The sequence below is a fragment of the Pseudoxanthomonas suwonensis genome, from assembly GCF_000972865.1.
Lineage (GTDB): Bacteria > Pseudomonadota > Gammaproteobacteria > Xanthomonadales > Xanthomonadaceae > Pseudoxanthomonas > Pseudoxanthomonas suwonensis_B.
Map to the genome: position 1 here is coordinate 1112427 of NZ_CP011144.1, position 17082 is coordinate 1129508.

Genomic DNA, 17082 nt, shown 5'->3' on the forward strand with positions numbered 1-17082 from the left:
CGAAATGCCGCGCACGTTGGGCTCCATACTGATCCTGTTGTCGTTCCTGCACTGCGCGCCGGCGCGCGCACTGCCACCTCCGCCACTGTTGCTCGAGTCGCCCAACGGTCGCATCGCCTTCACCCTGGCGATGGGTGTCGACAGCGTGCCGACCTACGCGGTGGAGCGCGACGGACGCGTGGTGATCGCGCCGTCGCCGCTTGGCGTGCAGTTCGACGAAGACGACCGCATCGACCGCGGGCTGCGCATCGTGGACGTGCGCCACGGCGAGTCCGACGGCACCTATGAACTGGTCGCCGGCAAGACCCGCCAGGTGCGCGAGCGCTACCGGCAGATGGACGTGGACCTGGCCGATCCGCAGGGCCGCACCCTCGGCGTGGTCGTGCGCGCCTACGACGACGGCATCGCCCTGCGCTACCGCCTGCCGCTGCCGGCGCAGGGCGACCTGGTGGTGAAGGAGGACCTCACCGGCTTCCTGTTCCCGCGCGACTACGCCTGCTGGGCGCTCAACCTCGGCCGCTTCGGCACCAGCCACGAAGGCGAGTACGACCCGGTCGACGCTTCGAAGCTGCGCCCGCACCACCTGCTGGAACTGCCGCTGGTCTGCCGCACCGGCGAGGGCGACGTGACCTTCGCCATCGCCGAGGCCGACCTGGACCGCTATGCCGGCCTGTACCTGAGCGGCCGCGGCGACGGCCGCCTCGGCGTGGAAGCGAAGCTGTCGCCGCGCCTGGACACGCCGGACCTCGCCGTGCGTCTGCCGCGCGGCGAGGTCGCGCGCGAGGGCCACCTGACGCCGTGGCGGGTGCTGATGCTCGGCGACAGTCCCGGCGCGCTGATCGAGTCGAACCTGGTCTCCAGCCTCAACCCGCCAACGGCCATAGCCGACACCTCGTGGATCCGGCCGGGCAAGACCGCCTGGGACTGGTGGTCCGGCGGCCTGGCGCCCGACGTGCCCGACGTGCCCGACGTGCCCGACGCCGGCATGAACACCGCGACGATCCGGCGCTACATCGACCACGCCGCGGCGCTGGGACTGGAGTACATGCTGATCGACGACGGCTGGTACGTCGGCAGCACCGGCAACGGCCGCTACCACCCCGACGCCGACATCACCCGCCCGATACCGCAGCTGGACCTGCCGGCGCTGGTCGACCACGCGCGCCAGCGCGGCGTCGGGATCTGGCTGTGGGCGCACTGGAAGTCGCTGCAGCCGCGCATGGACGAGGTGTTCGCCCGCTACCGCGACATGGGCATCCGCGGGGTCAAGGTCGACTTCATGGACCGCGACGACCAGGAGATGGTGGCGTTCTTCCACCGCATGCTGGAAAGCGCGGCCCGGCACCGGCTGATGCTCAACCTGCACGGCGCCTACCGGCCGACCGGGCTCAACCGCACCTGGCCGAACTTCCTGACCCAGGAGGGCGTGCTCGGCGCCGAGTACAACAAGTGGAGCCGGCGGGCCACGCCCGCGCACAACGTCACCCTGCCGTTCACGCGTATGCTGCTCGGGCCGATGGACTACACGCCGGGCGGCTTCCGCAACGTGACGCCGGAACGGTTCCAGGTTTCCTTCGCCGGCCCGCAGGTGATGGGCACGCGCGCGCACCAGCTGGCGATGTTCGTCGTCTACGAAAGCGCGCTGCAGGTGGTCGCCGACAGCCCGGACGCCTATGTGGACGCGAACGGCGTCCTCGCCCCCGGCGCCGACTTCATCGCCGCCGTGCCGGCCAGCTGGGACGAGACCCGGGTGCTGGCCGGCGAGATCGGCGAGTACGTCGTGGTCGCGCGCCGCAGCGGCCGCGACTGGTACCTCGGCGCGATGACCAACGAGCGGCCGCGCACGCTGGAGGTGCCGCTGGATTTCCTGCCGGCGGCCGACTACCGCGCCACGCTGTGGCTGGACGGCGATGCGCCCACGCAGGTGCGGCGCGAGGAGCGGCGCATCGATGCGGACAACCGCATGCTCACCCTGCCATTGTCGGGCAGCGGTGGCGCGGCCGTGCGCCTGGCGCCACCGTCGCCGCGCATCGCCGCGACGGCAACGGCGGGCGATGCGCACTAGCGGCACCGGCCGTGCCGCCTCCCGGCGGTGAGGGCACTCAGCGCACCGCGCGCACCAGCCATACTCCGCGCGGCAGTCCCTGCCCGGGCTGCCAGGCGCGGATCAGCGCCGCGTCGGTGAACCCCACCCGTCGCAGCGTACCGACCAGGTCCCAACCGAAGTGGTGGAAGCAGGGCACTCCGCCCCCGCGCGGATCGCCGTGGTATTCGGCCTCGGCGAAGAATTCGACGCTCCCGTCGTCGCGCACGCGCGCGATGGTCTCGCTGTGCGCCTGGTGCTCGTAGAACGGCACGCTGAAGACCAGCACGCCACCGGGCCGCAGGACGCGGGCGAACTCGGCCAGCGCGGCTTCATAGCGAGGCACATGCTCGAGCACGTCCAGGCTCGCCACGGCGTCCAGTTCGGCGTCGCCGAAGTCCAGCGCAGTCACGTCGCGGTGGTGTATCCATGCCGGCACACCGTGGCGCAGCAGCCAGGCTGCCATGCGCAACCGCCGGGCCCATCCGGTGGCGAACTCGCTGCCTTCCAGCCGTGGAACCTGCCGGCGCAGCGCCACGAACAGCGGGCTGGCCTGCTCGCTGAGGTAGACCCGGCTGGCGCCCCGGGCCCCGTGGTCGGCCAACGCCTGGAGCAGCACCATGGCCGCGGCCCGCTGCCTGGCATTGCAATCGCACGCCAGGCAGCGCAGGCCTTCGCGCGGATCGGACGAGGCGCCGGCGGCGGCGAAGCCACGCCCGCTGCCGCACAGTCCACAATCGCCCGCCAGCACCGCATTCCCCGTCGGGATCGCCACCGCATCTTCGACGGCATGTACGGCGGAGGCACTGCCCTGCCATTCCTGCAGTGAGCGCCAAGCCCTCATCGGCCGCGACAAGCCCACTGCGACAGGAACACGGCCGTGGCCGCGGCCACGTTGAGGCTCTCGACCGCGCCGCTGCCGGGGATCGACAGGCGCCGGTCGCAGGCCGCGGCCAGTGCCGCGTCCATGCCTTCGCCCTCGGCGCCCATGACGTAGACCAGCCGCGCCGGCAGTGCGGTCGCGAACAGATCCCCGCCACCACGCACGACCGTGGCGGCCAGTTCGAAGCCGGCGCCGTGCAACCGCGCGATCGCCTCCGGCGCCGGGAGCAAGCGCACCAGCGGCACCGCTTCGGCACCGCCCTCGGCCACCCGCGCGGCCGCACCCGACAGCGCCAGGGTCGAGCCGGCGGGCAGCAGCACCGCCGCGCCGAAGTGCGCGGCCGAGCGCAGGATCGCACCGAAGTTGTGCGGATTGCCGACTCCGTCCAGCCAGAGCGCCAGCGCCGGCGAAGCCGGCGCCAGCCCGTGCAACCATGCATCCAGCGGCTGCGGCTCGACCTTCAGCACGTCGGCGACCACGCCCTCGTGGTGGGTGCTGGCGGCCAGCCGCTCCAGGTCGCCCTCCTCCACCACCCGGTAGCCGACCCGCTGCCGCACGCACCAGGCCAGCAGCGGCTTGAGTGCGGCGATGCGCGATTCCAGCAGCCAGACCTTGCGGATCGCCTCCGGCCGGCGCCGGAACACCGCATCGATCGCGTTCAGTCCGTACAGCCGCAGTTCGTGGCGCGCGGCCGCCGCCGGCGTGTGCGGATCGCGCGGCGCCGACGTCCCGCGCGCGGGACGCGGCGTCGGCGGGCGCGGCCCGCGTGGCGGCCGCTTGTCCCAGGGACCGGCCATGTCAGCGGCGCTGCTTCCAGAAGTCGGCGTTGCGGATGCCCAGCGCGTCCGGGTCGAACACCGGCTCCAGGCCCAGCTTCTTCTGCCGCTCGTAGTCGCGCAGCGCCAGCAGCGCCGGCTTCTGCAGCAGGAAGATGGCGACGATGTTCAGCCACGCCATCAGGCCCACGCCGATGTCGCCCAGGGTCCAGGCCATCTCCGCGGTGCGCACCGTGCCGTAGATGGTCATGGCGACGATGCCCAAGCGCAGCGCCAGCGTGGCCAGCGGCCGCACCTTGTGGCCGTTGACGTAGGTCAGGTTGGTCTCGGCCATGTAGTAGTAGGCCATGATCGTGGTGAAGGCGAAGAAGAACAGCGCCGCCGCCACGAAGCCCGCGCCCCAACCCGGCAATACCGACTCGATGCCGGCCTGGGCGAAACCGGCGCCGGCGGCCACGCCAGGCAACGCCTGCTGCAGCAGCGTGCCGTCCGGCAGGACCACGTTGTACATCCCGGTGGACAGCACCAGGAACGCGGTGGCGGTGCACACCAGCATGGTGTCGAAGTAGATCGCCCAGGCCTGCACATAGCCCTGCTTGGCCGGGTGCGAGACCTCGGCCGCGGCCGCCGCGTGCGGACCGGTGCCCTGGCCGGCCTCGTTGGCGTAGATGCCGCGCTTGACGCCCCACTCCACCGCCAGGCCGAGCATCGCGCCGAAACCGGCGTGCAGGCCGAACGCGCTCTCGAAGATGGTGCGGAACATGGTCGGCAGGAAGTCGAGGTTCAGCAGCATCACCACCACGGCCATCAGGATGTAGCCGACGGCCATGAACGGCACCACGACCTCGGCGACCAGCGCGATGCGCTTGAGGCCGCCGAAGATGATCGCCGCCAGCATCAGGCCGACCACGACGCCGATGCCGAGCTTGAACGCGAATGCCGCCTGCATGCCCAGCCACTGGCCGGACAGGTCCGGGCAGACGTTGGTGCTGTTGCAGAAGTTGCTGGCGCTGTCGGCGATGGCGTTGGCCTGCACGCCGGGCATCAGGAAGCCGGTGGCGACGATGGTCGCCAGCGCGAACGTCCAGGCGTACCACTTCAGGCCCAGGCCCTTCTCGATGTAGTAGGCCGGGCCGCCGCGGTAGCGGCCCTCGTTGTCCTTCTCCTTGTAGATCTGCGCCAGGCAGCACTCGACGAACGAGGTCGAGGCGCCGAGGAAGCCCATCACCCACATCCAGAAGATCGAACCGGGACCGCCGAAGGCGATCGCCGTGGCCACGCCGGCGATGTTGCCGATGCCGATGCGCCCGGACATCGACAGCGCCAGCGCCTGGAACGAGGACACGCCGGCCTCGGACTTCTGCCCGCTGAAGGTCAGCCGGGTCATCTCGACGAAGCCACGCACCTGCATGAAGCGGGTGCGGAAGGAGAACCACAGGCCGGCGCCCAGGCACAGCGCGATCAGCGCCTTGCTCCAGATGATGCCGTTCAACCAGACGAAAATTGCTTCCACGGGGACGGGTCTCCGGCCGTTGCTGGATCGGGGAATGGGGAATCGCGGCGGCACGGGCCGTCGCGCAGGTGACGGAAAGATAACCGCTAGCGCGGCGGATGCGCAGCGCCCGGTGCTCCGGCGGTCCTCCCGGCGCGCGGCGCCGGCGCGCGACTTACGGGGCGTCGCCGCCGTTGCGGGAGCCGGTCTTGCCGTCGGCACAGGCGACGCCCTAGCAGTCCCGACGCCCGGGTCGCGGTCATGCCCGCTCCTACAACGGCCAGAGCCGGCCGAACAGCCTCAGGTCGTGCAGCCCGTCCGGCTTGAGGACGGCGCCGCGGCGCAGCCCCTCCTCCCGGAAGCCGTTCTTCTCCAGCACCCGGGCCGAGGCCGGGTTGGCGTCCAGCACGTTCGCCTCCACCCGGCGCAGCCCCAGCGCCGGCACCAACCAGTCCAGGTAGGCGGCGACCACCCGCGTCATCCAGCCCTGTCCCCAGTGCGCGCGTCCCAGCCAGTAGCCCAGCTCGGCGCCGTGGGCACGCTCGCCGCGGCCGACGCGCGCGCCGATCCCGCCGCAGGCCTCGCCGCCGATCTCGATCGCCAGCACCGGCTGGTCCAGGTCGACCACGCGCCCGGCGAGGAACGCCTCGCCGTCGGCACGCGTGTACGGATGCGGAAAGCGGTCGCTCAGGCCGCGCGGCACCAGCGGATCATCGGCATGCCGCAGCAGCGCCTCGAGGTCGTCCTGGCGCCAGGCCCGCAGCACGAAGCCCTCCCCCGCCAGGGCGAAAAAGGGGTCAGAGTGAATTTTCCCGCGTGGAAGGCCGGGTTCCTGGCCAGGGTCGGCGGAAAATTCACTCTGACCCCTTTTTTGCTTCTCCTCAGTCATGCCCGGTGACCGGGGGCGTGGCCGCTTCCAGACGCTCCAGTTCGTGGGCAACCGCCTCGGGAGAACGCGTGTACGGCGCCAGCAGCGCGTAGAACGCCGGTACCACGTACAGCGACAGCAGGGTGGAGAAGCTCACGCCGAACATCACCACGATGCCGATCGTGGCGCGGCTGGCCGAACCCGGGCCGCCGGCCGCCACCAGCGGGATCGCGCCGGCCACCGTAGCCACCGAGGTCATCAGGATCGGGCGCAGGCGCACCCGCGCCGAGCCGGCGATCGCCGAGGCCACGCTGGCGCCCTGGTCGCGCAGCTGGTTGGCGAACTCCACGATCAGGATGCCGTTCTTGGCCGCCAGGCCGATCAGCATGACGATGCCGATCTGGCTGAACAGGTTGAGCGTACCGCCGGTGAGCCACAGCCCGATCAGCGCACCCAGCACCGCCAGCGGCACGGTGAGCATGATGATCACCGGATGCAGGAAGCTCTCGAACTGCGCGGCCAGCACCAGGTAGACGATCAGCAGCGCCAGGGCGAAGGTCAGCACGACCGCGCCGCCGGCCTCCTGGTACTCGCGCGACTCGCCCTTCCAGTCGACCTGGGCGTAGTCGGGCAGCTCCTCGGCCACCATCTCGCGGGTCCATTCCAGCGCCTCGCCCATCGAGTAGCCCGGCGCCAGGCCCGCGCTGATCGTGATCGCGCGCAGCCGGTTGAAGCGGTTGAGGCTGCCCGGCTCGGCCAGCTCGGACAGGGTGACCAGGTTGGACAGCGGCACCAGCTCGCCACCGCCGCCGCGCACGTAGGTCCGCGCCAGGTCCGAGGGATCCACGCGCTTCTCGCGGCCGGCCTGGAGCATCACCTCGTACTCCTCGCCGTCGTCCACGTAGGTGGTCACCCGGCGCGAGCCCATCATCGTTTCCAGGGTGCGGCCGATCTCCTGCACCGACACGCCCAGGTCGGCGGCGCGGTCGCGGTCGATGTTCACCCGCATCTGCGGCCGGGTCTCCTTGTAGTCCGAGTCCGGGTCCTGGATGCCGGGGTTGCCCTCCATCCGCTGCAGGACGCGGTCGCGCCACTGCGCCAGCTCGGCGTAGTCCGGTCCGCCCAGCACCAGCTGGTAGCGCTGGCCGCGGCTGCCGACCAGGCCGCCGGCCACGTTCACGCGCGCCTGCACGCCCGGCAGCTTGGCGAACTCGCCGCGCAGCTGGCCGACCACCTCGTCGGTGGTGGCCTTGCGCTCGTGCCAGTCCTGCAGGAACACCACCACCTGGCCGGTGTGCATGTCCTCGCTGCCGCCCCAGCCGCGCGGCACGCGCGAGTTGGCGCGCTCGATCGGCTGGCCGGGGCCGACCTGGGACAGGACGACCTCCTCGACCTGCTGCATCTGCCGCACCGTGTAGTCGAAGCCGGCCCCCTCCGGGCCGTCGACCATGACGAAGAAGCGGCCGCGGTCCTCGGTCGGGGCCAGCTCGCTGGGCACGCGCAGGCCGAGCACGACGATCGCCAGCGCGCACAGGGCCATGGCCGCCAACAGCAGGAGCAGGAGGCGCCTGCCGGGCAGCGCCACCATCCGCTCCACGTGGCGGCCGTAGCCGTCGCTGACCCGGGTGAGCGTGCGGTGGGTCCAGGCGTTGAGCCCGCGCGGCTTGGTGTGCGGCCGCACCAGCTTGGACGACATCATCGGGGTGAGCGTCAGCGCGACGAAGGCCGATATCGCCACTGCCGCGGCCAGCGCCACCGACAGCTCGCGGAACAGGCGTCCGGTATTGCCCTCCATGAAGCCCACCGGCAGGAACACCGCCACCAGCACGGCGGTGGTGGCGATCACCGCGAAGGCCACCTGCTTGGTGCCCCGGCGCGCGGCGACCAGCGGCGGCTCGCCCAGGTCGGCACGGCGCTGGATGTTCTCCAGCACCACGATCGCGTCGTCGACCACAAGACCAATGCACAGCACCAGCGCCAGCAGGGTCAGCAGGTTGATCGAGAAGCCGAACGCGTACAGGGCGATGAACGCCGACACCAGGCACACCGGCACGGTGACCGCCGGGATCAGCGCCGCGCGCAGGCTGCCCAGGAACAGCCAGATCACCAGGAACACCAGGAACATGGCCTCGGCCAGGGTCCAGTACACGCGCTCGATCGAGGCCTCGATGAAGGTGGTGCTGTCGAAGGCGACGAAGATGTCGGTGCCCTCGGGCAAGGTCTGCTGGATCACCGCGGCCTCGGCGCGCGCCGCCCGGGCCACGTCCAGCGCGTTGGCGGTGGAGGTGCGGACGATGCCCAGGCCCACGTTCGGCACCCCGTTGCTGCGCAGGTAGGAGCGGCGCTCCTCCGGGCCCAGCTCGACCCGGGCCACGTCGCCGAGCCGGACCACGTAGCCGTCGGCGCCCTTGCGCAGCGGCAGCTGCGCGAACTGTTCCGGCTGCCGGTAGCCGCGCTCCACGCGCAGGGTGAAGTCGCGGTTCTCCGATTCGATCCGCCCGGCCGGCAGCTCCACGTTCTCGGCGCGCAGCGCGCTTTCGACGTCGGCGGTGGTGATCCCGCGCGCGGCCATCGCGTCGCGGTCCAGCCAGATCCGCATCGCGTAGCGCTGGCCGCCGCCGAGCTGGACCCGGGCCACGCCGTCCAGCGAGGACAGCCGGTCGAGGATGTAGCGGTCGGCGTAGTCGGTCAGCTCCATCGTGTCCATCACGGTGGAGCGCATGTTGAGCCAGATGATGACGTCGGCGTCGGCCTCGACCTTGGCGATCTCCGGCGGGTCGGCCTCGTCGGGCAGGCGGTCCATGACCCGGCTCACGCGGTCGCGCACGTCGTTGGCCGCCGCCTCGATGTCGCGGGTCAGGTTGAATTCGATGGTGACGTCGGAGCGGCCGTTGCGGCTCTGCGACTGGATGGTCTTGATGCCCTCGATCCCGGCCAGGCCGTCCTCGAGGATCTGGGTGACCCGGGTCTCGACCACCGCCGCCGAGGAGCCCGGGTAGGTGACCTGCACCGACACGATCGGCGGGTCGATGTTGGGCAGCTCGCGCAGGGTCAGGCGCAGGAACGACATCACCCCCAGCACCACCAGCAGCAGGCTGACCACCACCGCGAAGACGGGGCGCTTGATCGACAGGTCGGACAGTTTCATGGCTCAGTTCCGCGCCGGGACCACGGCGTCCTCGCCGGGGGCGTCGTCCTTGGCCGGCGTGCGCGCCGGCCGGGCCTCGACCTCGGCCACGACCACGCCCGGCCGCAGCTTGCCGGTGCCGTCGACCACGATCCGGTCGCCGGCCTTGAGTCCCTCGACGATCTCGGCCAGGCCGTCGCGGCGCACGCCGGCCCGGACCGCCGCCTGCTCGACCTTGCCGTCGGCGTCGACCCGGTAGACGAACGACTCGCGCCCGACCTGCACGACCGCGATCTCCGGCACCACCAGCGCCTGGCGCTCGGGGCGGAACAGGCGCACGTCCAGCAGCATGCCCGGGCGCAGCTTGCCCTCGGGGTTGTCGAAATTCGCACGCACCGTCACCGCGCGCGTGGTGGGATCCACGCGGGCATCGACCACCTCGACTTCGCCGGTGAACTGTTCCCCCGGCCAAGCCGTCGTGCCGGCAGTCACGCGCGCACCGGGCACCATCGCCGACAGCGCCGCTTCGGGCACCTGGAAGTCCACGTACACGCGCGACAGGTCGTCGAGCGTGGCGATCACCGAATTGGGCGTGAGCAGGGCGCCGGGGCTGATCTGGCGGATGCCGAGCACGCCGGAGAACGGCGCGCGCACGTGGCGATCGCGGATGTCCGAGCGCATCTGCCGGACCCGGGCCGCGGCGACGTCGCGCAGCGCGCGCTGCGCGTCCAGGGTGGAGCGGGCCACCAGTTGCTGGTCGGCCAGGCCCTGCAGGCGCCGGTACTGCTGCTCGGCCTCGGCCAGGGTGGATTCGGCCTCGCCCAGGGCGGCCTCCTGCGCGTCCACGCGCAGGGTCACCAGCGGCTGGCCGGCCTGCACATGCTGGCCGCTCTCGAAGTGCACCTGGTCGACGATCTCGCTGATCTTGGCGGTCAGGGTCACCGATTCGCGGGCGTGGGCGGTGCCCAGCGCCTGCACGGTGTCGCTCCAGGCCACCGGCTGGACCACGCCCATGGTCACCGGGATCGCCGATGGCGCCGACGGCCCCGCGGCCGGCTCGCCCTTGCAGGCCGCCAGCCCGAGGACACCCGCCAGGACTACCGCCCGGGCCAGGAAAGGTGACGCCATCGATCGCCTCGCTGCATTCATGCACAAACCGCCGAGTCTAGCGAGCGATTGTTAACGTTCGTATGTGCCGTTGGTTGACTTGGCGCTCCGGCCGCTCAGTCGAGCTTCAGCGCGGCCAGCACCTGCGCGACCTGCGCCTCGACCGGGGTCGCGGCCGCTTCCAGGTGGATCTCCGGCTGCTCGGGCACCTCGTAGGGCGAATCGATGCCGGTGAAGTTGGGGATCAGCCCCGCCCGGGCCTTGCGGTACAGGCCCTTCACGTCACGCGCCTCGGCCACCGCCAACGGAACGTCGACGTACACCTCGATGAACTCGCCCGGCGCGAACCGCTCGCGCGCCATCCGCCGCTCGGCGCGGAACGGCGAGATGAAGCTGACCAGCACGATCAGCCCGGCGTCGGCCATCAGCCTGGCCACCTCGGCCACGCGGCGGATGTTCTCGACCCGGTCCTCGTCGGTGAAGCCCAGGTCGCGGTTCAGGCCGTGGCGGACGTTGTCGCCGTCCAGCACGAAGGTGTGGTAGCCGAGCGCGTGCAGGCGCTTGTCGACCAGGTTGGCCACGGTCGACTTGCCGGCGCCGGACAGGCCGGTGAACCACAGCACCTTCGGCACCTGGCCCTTGATCCGCGCCCGCGCCGCCTTGTCCACGTCCAGGTGCTGCCAGTGCACGTTGTCGGCCCGGCGCAGGGCGAAGTCCAGGGTGCCGGCGGCGACGGTATCGTTGCTCTGGCGGTCGATCAGGACGAAGCCGCCCAGGGCGCGGTTCTGCGCGTAGGGGGCGAACGCGACCGGCTCCTCCAGGCTGAGGTTGCAGTAGCCGACCTCGTTCAGTTCCAGGCGCTTGGCCGCCAGGTGCTCCTGGGTGTTCACGTCGACCCGGTGCTTGATCTCGCTGACGCTGGCGGCCACCGTGCGCGCGCCCACCTTCAGCCAGTACGGGCGGCCGGGCAGCAGCGGCGCGTCGCTCATCCACAGCACGTGGGCGGCGAACTGGTCGGCCACCGCGGGCGGGTCGCCGGCGGCGGCGATCACGTCGCCGCGGCTGACGTCGACCTCGTCGGCCAGGGTCAGGGTCACCGCCTGCCCGGCGAAGGCGCGTTCGCGCGGACCGTCCGGGCCGAGCACCGCGGCCACCGTCGAGCGCCGCGCCGACGGCAGCACCACCACCTCGTCGCCGGGCGCCACCTCGCCGGCGGCGATCGTGCCGGCGAAGCCGCGGAAGTCCTGGTTGGGCCGGTTGACCCACTGCACCGGCAGGCGCAGGCCGCTGGCGGTCTCACCGCTTTCCACCGGCACCGTCTCCAGGTGCTCCAGCAGCGCCGGGCCCTCGTACCACGGCGTGTTCGGCGAGCGCTGCAGCAGGTTGTCGCCTTCCAGCGCCGACAGCGGGATCGCCTGGACATTCGCTATGCCCAACTGCGCGGCCAGCGCCCGGTAGCCCTCGGCGATGGCCTCGAACACCCCGCGGTCGTAGCCGACCAGGTCCATCTTGTTCACTGCCAGGACCACGCGCGGGATGCCCAGCAGCGAGACGATGTAGCTGTGCCGGCGGGTCTGCGCCAGCAGCCCCTTGCGCGCGTCGACCAGCACCACCGCCAGGTCGGCGGTGGAGGCGCCGGTGGCCATGTTGCGGGTGTACTGCTCGTGGCCCGGGCAGTCGGCGACGATGAACTTGCGCTTCTCGGTGTCGAAGTAGCGGTAGGCCACGTCGATGGTGATGCCCTGCTCGCGCTCGGCGGCCAGGCCGTCGAGCAGCAGCGCGTAGTCGATGCGCTCGCCCTGGGTGCCGTGGCGGCGGCTGTCGGCTTCGAGCGCGGCCAGCTGGTCGTCGAACAGGCGCCTGCTCTCGACCAGCAGGCGGCCGATCAGGGTGCTCTTGCCGTCGTCGACGCTGCCGCAGGTGATGAAGCGCAGCAGCGGCTTGTCCTCGTGCGCCTTGAGGTAGGCGGCGATGTCGGCGTCCGTGCCCATCAGAAGTACCCCTCCAGCTTCTTCTTCTCCATCGACGCGGTCGGGTCGTGGTCGATGACCCGCCCTTGGCGCTCGGAACTGGTGGCCACCAGCATCTCAGCGATGATCTTCTCCAGCGAGTCGGCCTGCGACTCGATCGCCCCGGTCAGCGGGTAGCAGCCCAGGGTGCGGAAGCGGACCTTGCGCAGCTGCGGGACCTCGCCCGGCTTCAGCGGCAGGCGCTCGTCGTCGACCAGGATCAGCGCGCCGTCGCGCTCGACCACCGGGCGTTCGGCGGCGAGGTACAGCGGCACCACCGGGATGTTCTCGCGGTAGATGTAGAGCCACACGTCCAGCTCGGTCCAGTTGGACAGCGGGAACGCGCGCACGCTCTCGCCCTTGCGGATGCGGGCGTTGTACAGGTTCCACAGTTCCGGGCGCTGGCGCTTGGGATCCCAGCGGTGGTGCTCGTTGCGGAACGAGAACACCCGCTCCTTGGCCCGCGACTTCTCCTCGTCGCGGCGCGCGCCGCCGATGGCCGCGTCGAACCGCCACAGGTCCAGCGCTTGCTTCAGGCCCTGGGTCTTCATCACGTCGGTGTGCACGCTGGCGCCGTGGCTGACCGGGCCGATGCCCTGGGCGACGCCGTCGGGGTTGATGTGGACCCGCAGCTCCACCCCGGTCTCGGCCGCACGGCGGTCGCGGAAGGCGATCATCTCGCGGAACTTCCAGCGCGTGTCCACGTGCAGCAGCGGGATCGGCGGCGGCGCCGGGGCGAAGGCCTTGAGCAGCAGGTGCAGCAGCACCGAACTGTCCTTGCCGACCGAATACAGCAGCACCGGGTTGCGGAACTCGGCGGCGACCTCGCGCAGGATGTGGATGCTTTCCGCCTCCAGGCGGTCGAGGTGGGACAGGCGGTCGGCGGGGCTCATCGAGTCGGGGGTCTTGGCGGGCGGAGGGCCGGCGGGCCTTCCGACGGCGGACGCGGCGGGTCCGGGTGCGTGTTCCGGGCCGTCCGGGACGGCGAATGTTCCGGCCGGCGGCCCGGGCGACGAAATAATCCCAGAGCATAAGCGAATAACCACAAGCCGTTTCAGCTGCGCTTTGCAAGTTCCTAACATCGGCAATCCGTCGAATCGACGTTCGCCGAGCCTGTCAGGATGACCGCTGCGCCCACCGCGCTGCCCCCCAGCCCGCTCAACGAGGACCGCAAGGTCCTGCTGGCGCGACTGGTCGAGGGCCTGGACGGCCCCTCGCTGTGGTGGCTGTCCGGCTACACCGCCGGGTTGGCCCAGGTGCAGGCGCCGCCGCAGCTGGCGGTGCTGCCCGGCGGCGCGACCGCACCGACGGCGCAGGCCGGCCAGCGGCTCACCGTGCTCTACGGCAGCCAGACCGGCAACGCCCGCCGCGAGGCCGAGAAACTGGCGCAGGCCGCCGAGGCCGGTGGGCTGGCCGTGCGCCTGGTCCGCGCCGACACCTACCCGACCCGCGAACTGGCCGGCGAACGCCTGCTCTATCTGGTCATCAGCACCCAGGGCGAGGGCGACCCGCCGGATGACTCGATCGGCTTCACCGAGTTCCTGCTGGGCAAGCGCGCGCCGAAGCTGCCGGAGCTGAAGTTCGCCGTGCTCGGCCTGGGCGACACCAGCTACGCCGACTTCTGCGGCATCGCCCGCAAGCTCGACGCGCGCCTGGCCGAGCTCGGTGCCCAGCGCGTGGCCGACGTCGGCCAGGCCGACCTGGACATCGACACCGTCGCCGGCCCCTGGCGCGAGCACGCGCTGGCCCAGGCCCGGGAGCTGCTCAAGGCCGCCCCCGTGCCGGCCGCCCCCCACCTGGCCACGGTCACCCCGCTGCGCCCGGCCGCGGCCTGGTCGCACGAGCGGCCGTTCCCGGCCGAGGTGCTGGCCAACCAGCGCGTCAGTGGCCGCGAGTTCAAGGGCCAGGGCTTCCAGCAGTACGGCCGCGGCGACAAGGACGTGCGCCACCTCGAGCTGTCGCTGGAGGGCTCGGGCCTGGCCTACGAGCCGGGCGACGCGCTCGGCATCCGCCACCGCAACCCGCCGGCGCTGGTCGAGGCGATGCTGCAGGCGACCCGCCTGGACGGCAATACCGCTGTCACCTCCGGCGAGCAGACTCTGTCCCTGTCCGAGTGGCTGGCGACCCGCCGCGAGCTGACCCGGCTGTCGCGCCCGTTCCTGGCCGCGCACGCCGAGCGTTCCGGAGCGGCGGCGCTGAAGCAGCTGCTCGACCCGACCCAGTCCGCCGGCCTGGCCGCGCTGCTGGCCGACCATCAACTGGTGGACGTGCTGCGCCGCTGGCCGGCGGATTGGGACCACGACGCGCTGCTCGCCGCGCTGCGCCCGCAGGCCCAGCGCCTGTACTCGATCGCCTCCAGCCGCAAGCGCGTGGGCGAAGAGGCGCACCTGACCGTGGACGTGCTCGGCTACCACGCCCACGGCCACGACCATGGCGGCGCCGCCAGCGGCTTCCTCGCCGCGCTGGAGGAAGGCGCCCAGGTCCCGGCCTACATCGAGCCGAACGAGCGCTTCCGCGTTCCCGCCGACGGGTCGCGCGACATCGTGATGATCGGCCCCGGCACCGGCGTGGCCCCATTCCGCGGCTTCGTCCAGGAGCGGGCCGAGACCGGCGCGGCCGGCCGCAACTGGCTGTTCTTCGGCGCCCAGCATTTCGATACCGGCTTCCTGTACCAGGTCGAATGGCAGGAGGCCCTGCGTCGCCGGGAACTGCACCGCCTCGACCTGGCCTTCTCCCGCGACCAGGCCGCCAAGGTCTACGTACAGGACCGCCTGCGCGAGCGCGGCGCCGAGCTGTACGCCTGGCTGCAGGGCGGCGCCCACCTGTACGTGTGCGGCGCCATCGCCATGGGCAAGGACGTGCACGCCGCGCTGCTGGACATCGTGGCCGCGCACCGCGGCGGCAACGCCGAGGCCGCCGCCGAATACGTCACCGCACTGCAGACCGAGGGCCGCTACAGCCGCGACGTCTACTGACGCCGCGGCCCAGCCACCGCCATGAGCACGACCACGCATTCCGTCGAAGACATCAAGGCCGAGAGCCACCGCCTGCGCGGCTCGCTGCTGGAGAGCCTGGCCGACCCGGTCACCGGCGCGCTGCGCGAGGACGACCAGACCCTGATCAAGTACCACGGCAGCTACCAGCAGGACGATCGCGACATCCGCGACGAGCGCCGGCGGCAGAAGCTGGAACCGGCCTACCAGTTCATGATCCGCACCCGCACCCCGGGCGGCGTGGTCACGCCCGAGCAGTGGCTGAAGCTGGATGCCGTGGCCACCCGCTTCGCCAACCACTCGCTGCGCATCACCACCCGCCAGGCGTTCCAGTTCCATGGCGTGATCAAACGCGAGCTGAAGGCGACGATGCAGGCGATCAACGCCGCGCTGATCGACACCCTGGCCGCCTGCGGCGACGTCAACCGCAACGTCCAGGTCGCCGCCAACCCGCTGCTGTCGAAGGCCCACACCGACCTGCACGGCGATGCCGCCGCCACTTCCGAGCACCTGCTGCCCAACACCCGCGCCTATTACGAGATCTGGCTGGACGAGGAGCGCGTGGCCGGCAGCGGCGAGGAGGAGGAGCCGGTCTACGGCGACAAGTACCTGCCGCGCAAGTTCAAGATCGGCTTCGCCCTGCCGCCGGTCAACGACGTCGACGTGTACGCCAACGACCTGGGCTTCATCGGCGTGCTCGACGACAACGGCAAGCTGGCCGGCTACGACGTCACCATCGGCGGCGGCATGGGCTCGACCCATGGCGATGCCGAGACCTATCCGCGACTGGCCAACAACATCGGCTTCATCCCGCGGCAGGCGCTGCTGGACGTGGCCACCGCGGTGGTTACCACCCAGCGCGACTTCGGCAACCGCGTGCTGCGCAAGCGCGCGCGCTTCAAGTACACCATCGACGACCACGGCCTGGACTTCGTCGTCGCCGAGATCGAGCGCCGCGCCGGGGTGAAGTTCGCCGCGCCGCGCGCGGCCGCCTTCGCGCACAACGGCGACCGCTACGGCTGGGTCGAGGGCGAGGACGGCCGCTGGCACCTGACCCTGTCGCTGCCGGCCGGGCGCATCGCCGACCGCCCCGGCGCGCCGCACCTGACCGGCCTGCGCGAGATCGCCAACGTGCACCGCGGCGATTTCCGCATGACCGGCAACCAGAACCTGGTGATCGCCGGGGTACCCGCCGGCGAGCGCAAGCGGATCGACGCGCTGGTCCGCGACCACGGCCTGGACGCCGGCAACCGCGCCCCGACCGCGCTGGCCCGCGCGGCCATGGCCTGCGTGGCGCTGCCGACCTGCGGCCTGGCCATGGCCGAAGCCGAGCGCTACCTGCCGGACTTCGCGGCCCGACTCGAACCGCTGCTGGACAGGCACGGCCTGCGCGAGGCGCCGATCCTGCTGCGCATCTCCGGCTGTCCGAACGGCTGCTCGCGCCCCTACCTGGGCGAGATCGCCCTGGTCGGCAAGGCGCCGGGCCGCTACAACCTGATGCTCGGCGCCGACCACCGCGGCCAGCGCCTGAACACCCTGTACCGCGAGAACATCACCGAGGCCGAGATCGTCGAGGCTCTGGACCCGCTGCTGGCGCGCTACGCCGCCGAGCGCCAGCCCGGCGAAGGCTTCGGCGATTTCCTGCACAGCGCAGGCCTCGTCGCGTTGCCGTCCTATCCCACCCATGTCCAGGTCGACGCGGCGTCCGCCGCGCTCGGCGAGGCCGCCTGACCCATGCCACTGC

At 71.6% G+C, this 17082-nt stretch carries 11 protein-coding genes; 3 read left to right on the forward strand and 8 right to left on the reverse strand.

The window, feature by feature from the left end; genetic code table 11:
• Window positions 1–4: 4 nt before the first annotated feature.
• A complete protein-coding gene (locus tag WQ53_RS04775; protein WP_052630939.1) occupies window positions 5–2065 on the forward strand; it encodes a glycoside hydrolase family 97 protein in 2061 nt (686 codons plus the stop codon).
• A 37-nt stretch (window positions 2066–2102) separates the two neighbouring features.
• On the opposite strand, the gene WQ53_RS04780 is transcribed toward WQ53_RS04775, so the two are convergent.
• The 8 genes from WQ53_RS04780 to cysD form a co-directional block, all read right to left on the reverse strand.
• Window positions 2103–2858 carry a class I SAM-dependent methyltransferase gene (locus tag WQ53_RS04780; protein ID WP_158497808.1) on the reverse strand — a complete coding sequence of 252 codons (756 nt, stop codon included), beginning with the start codon at window positions 2856–2858 and terminating at the stop codon, window positions 2103–2105.
• Window positions 2859–2923: 65 nt separating this feature from the next.
• A complete protein-coding gene (locus WQ53_RS04785; RefSeq protein ID WP_052630941.1) occupies window positions 2924–3763 on the reverse strand; it encodes a TrmH family RNA methyltransferase in 840 nt (279 codons plus the stop codon).
• 1 nt (window position 3764) lies between these two features.
• Window positions 3765–5255 (reverse strand): alanine/glycine:cation symporter family protein, encoded by a 1491-nt coding sequence (locus WQ53_RS04790; protein WP_052630943.1) that lies wholly within the window; start codon window positions 5253–5255, stop codon window positions 3765–3767.
• Between the two features lie 250 nt (window positions 5256–5505).
• A complete protein-coding gene (locus tag WQ53_RS04795) occupies window positions 5506–6042 on the reverse strand; it encodes a GNAT family N-acetyltransferase (RefSeq protein WP_052633923.1) in 537 nt (178 codons plus the stop codon).
• A gap of 73 nt (window positions 6043–6115) precedes the next feature.
• Complete coding sequence (locus WQ53_RS04800) at window positions 6116–9250, reverse strand: efflux RND transporter permease subunit (protein WP_052630944.1); 3135 nt, start codon at window positions 9248–9250, stop codon at window positions 6116–6118.
• A 3-nt stretch (window positions 9251–9253) separates the two neighbouring features.
• Window positions 9254–10357, reverse strand: a complete 1104-nt coding sequence (locus tag WQ53_RS04805) for an efflux RND transporter periplasmic adaptor subunit (protein WP_052630946.1) — start codon at window positions 10355–10357, stop codon at window positions 9254–9256.
• 95 nt (window positions 10358–10452) lie between these two features.
• Window positions 10453–12327 (reverse strand): sulfate adenylyltransferase subunit CysN, encoded by a 1875-nt coding sequence (gene cysN, locus WQ53_RS04810; RefSeq protein ID WP_052630948.1) that lies wholly within the window; start codon window positions 12325–12327, stop codon window positions 10453–10455.
• Entirely contained in the window at window positions 12327–13238 is a 912-nt protein-coding gene (gene cysD, locus WQ53_RS04815; protein WP_052630950.1) for a sulfate adenylyltransferase subunit CysD, read from the reverse strand. Before cysD ends, cysN begins: the two co-directional genes overlap by 1 nt.
• A 228-nt stretch (window positions 13239–13466) precedes the next feature.
• On the opposite strand from cysD, the gene WQ53_RS04820 reads away from it, so the two are divergent.
• Entirely contained in the window at window positions 13467–15320 is a 1854-nt protein-coding gene (locus WQ53_RS04820) for an assimilatory sulfite reductase (NADPH) flavoprotein subunit (protein WP_052630952.1), read from the forward strand.
• A gap of 21 nt (window positions 15321–15341) precedes the next feature.
• A complete protein-coding gene (gene cysI / locus WQ53_RS04825; protein ID WP_052630953.1) occupies window positions 15342–17069 on the forward strand; it encodes an assimilatory sulfite reductase (NADPH) hemoprotein subunit in 1728 nt (575 codons plus the stop codon).
• The last annotated feature ends 13 nt before the right edge of the window (window positions 17070–17082 follow it).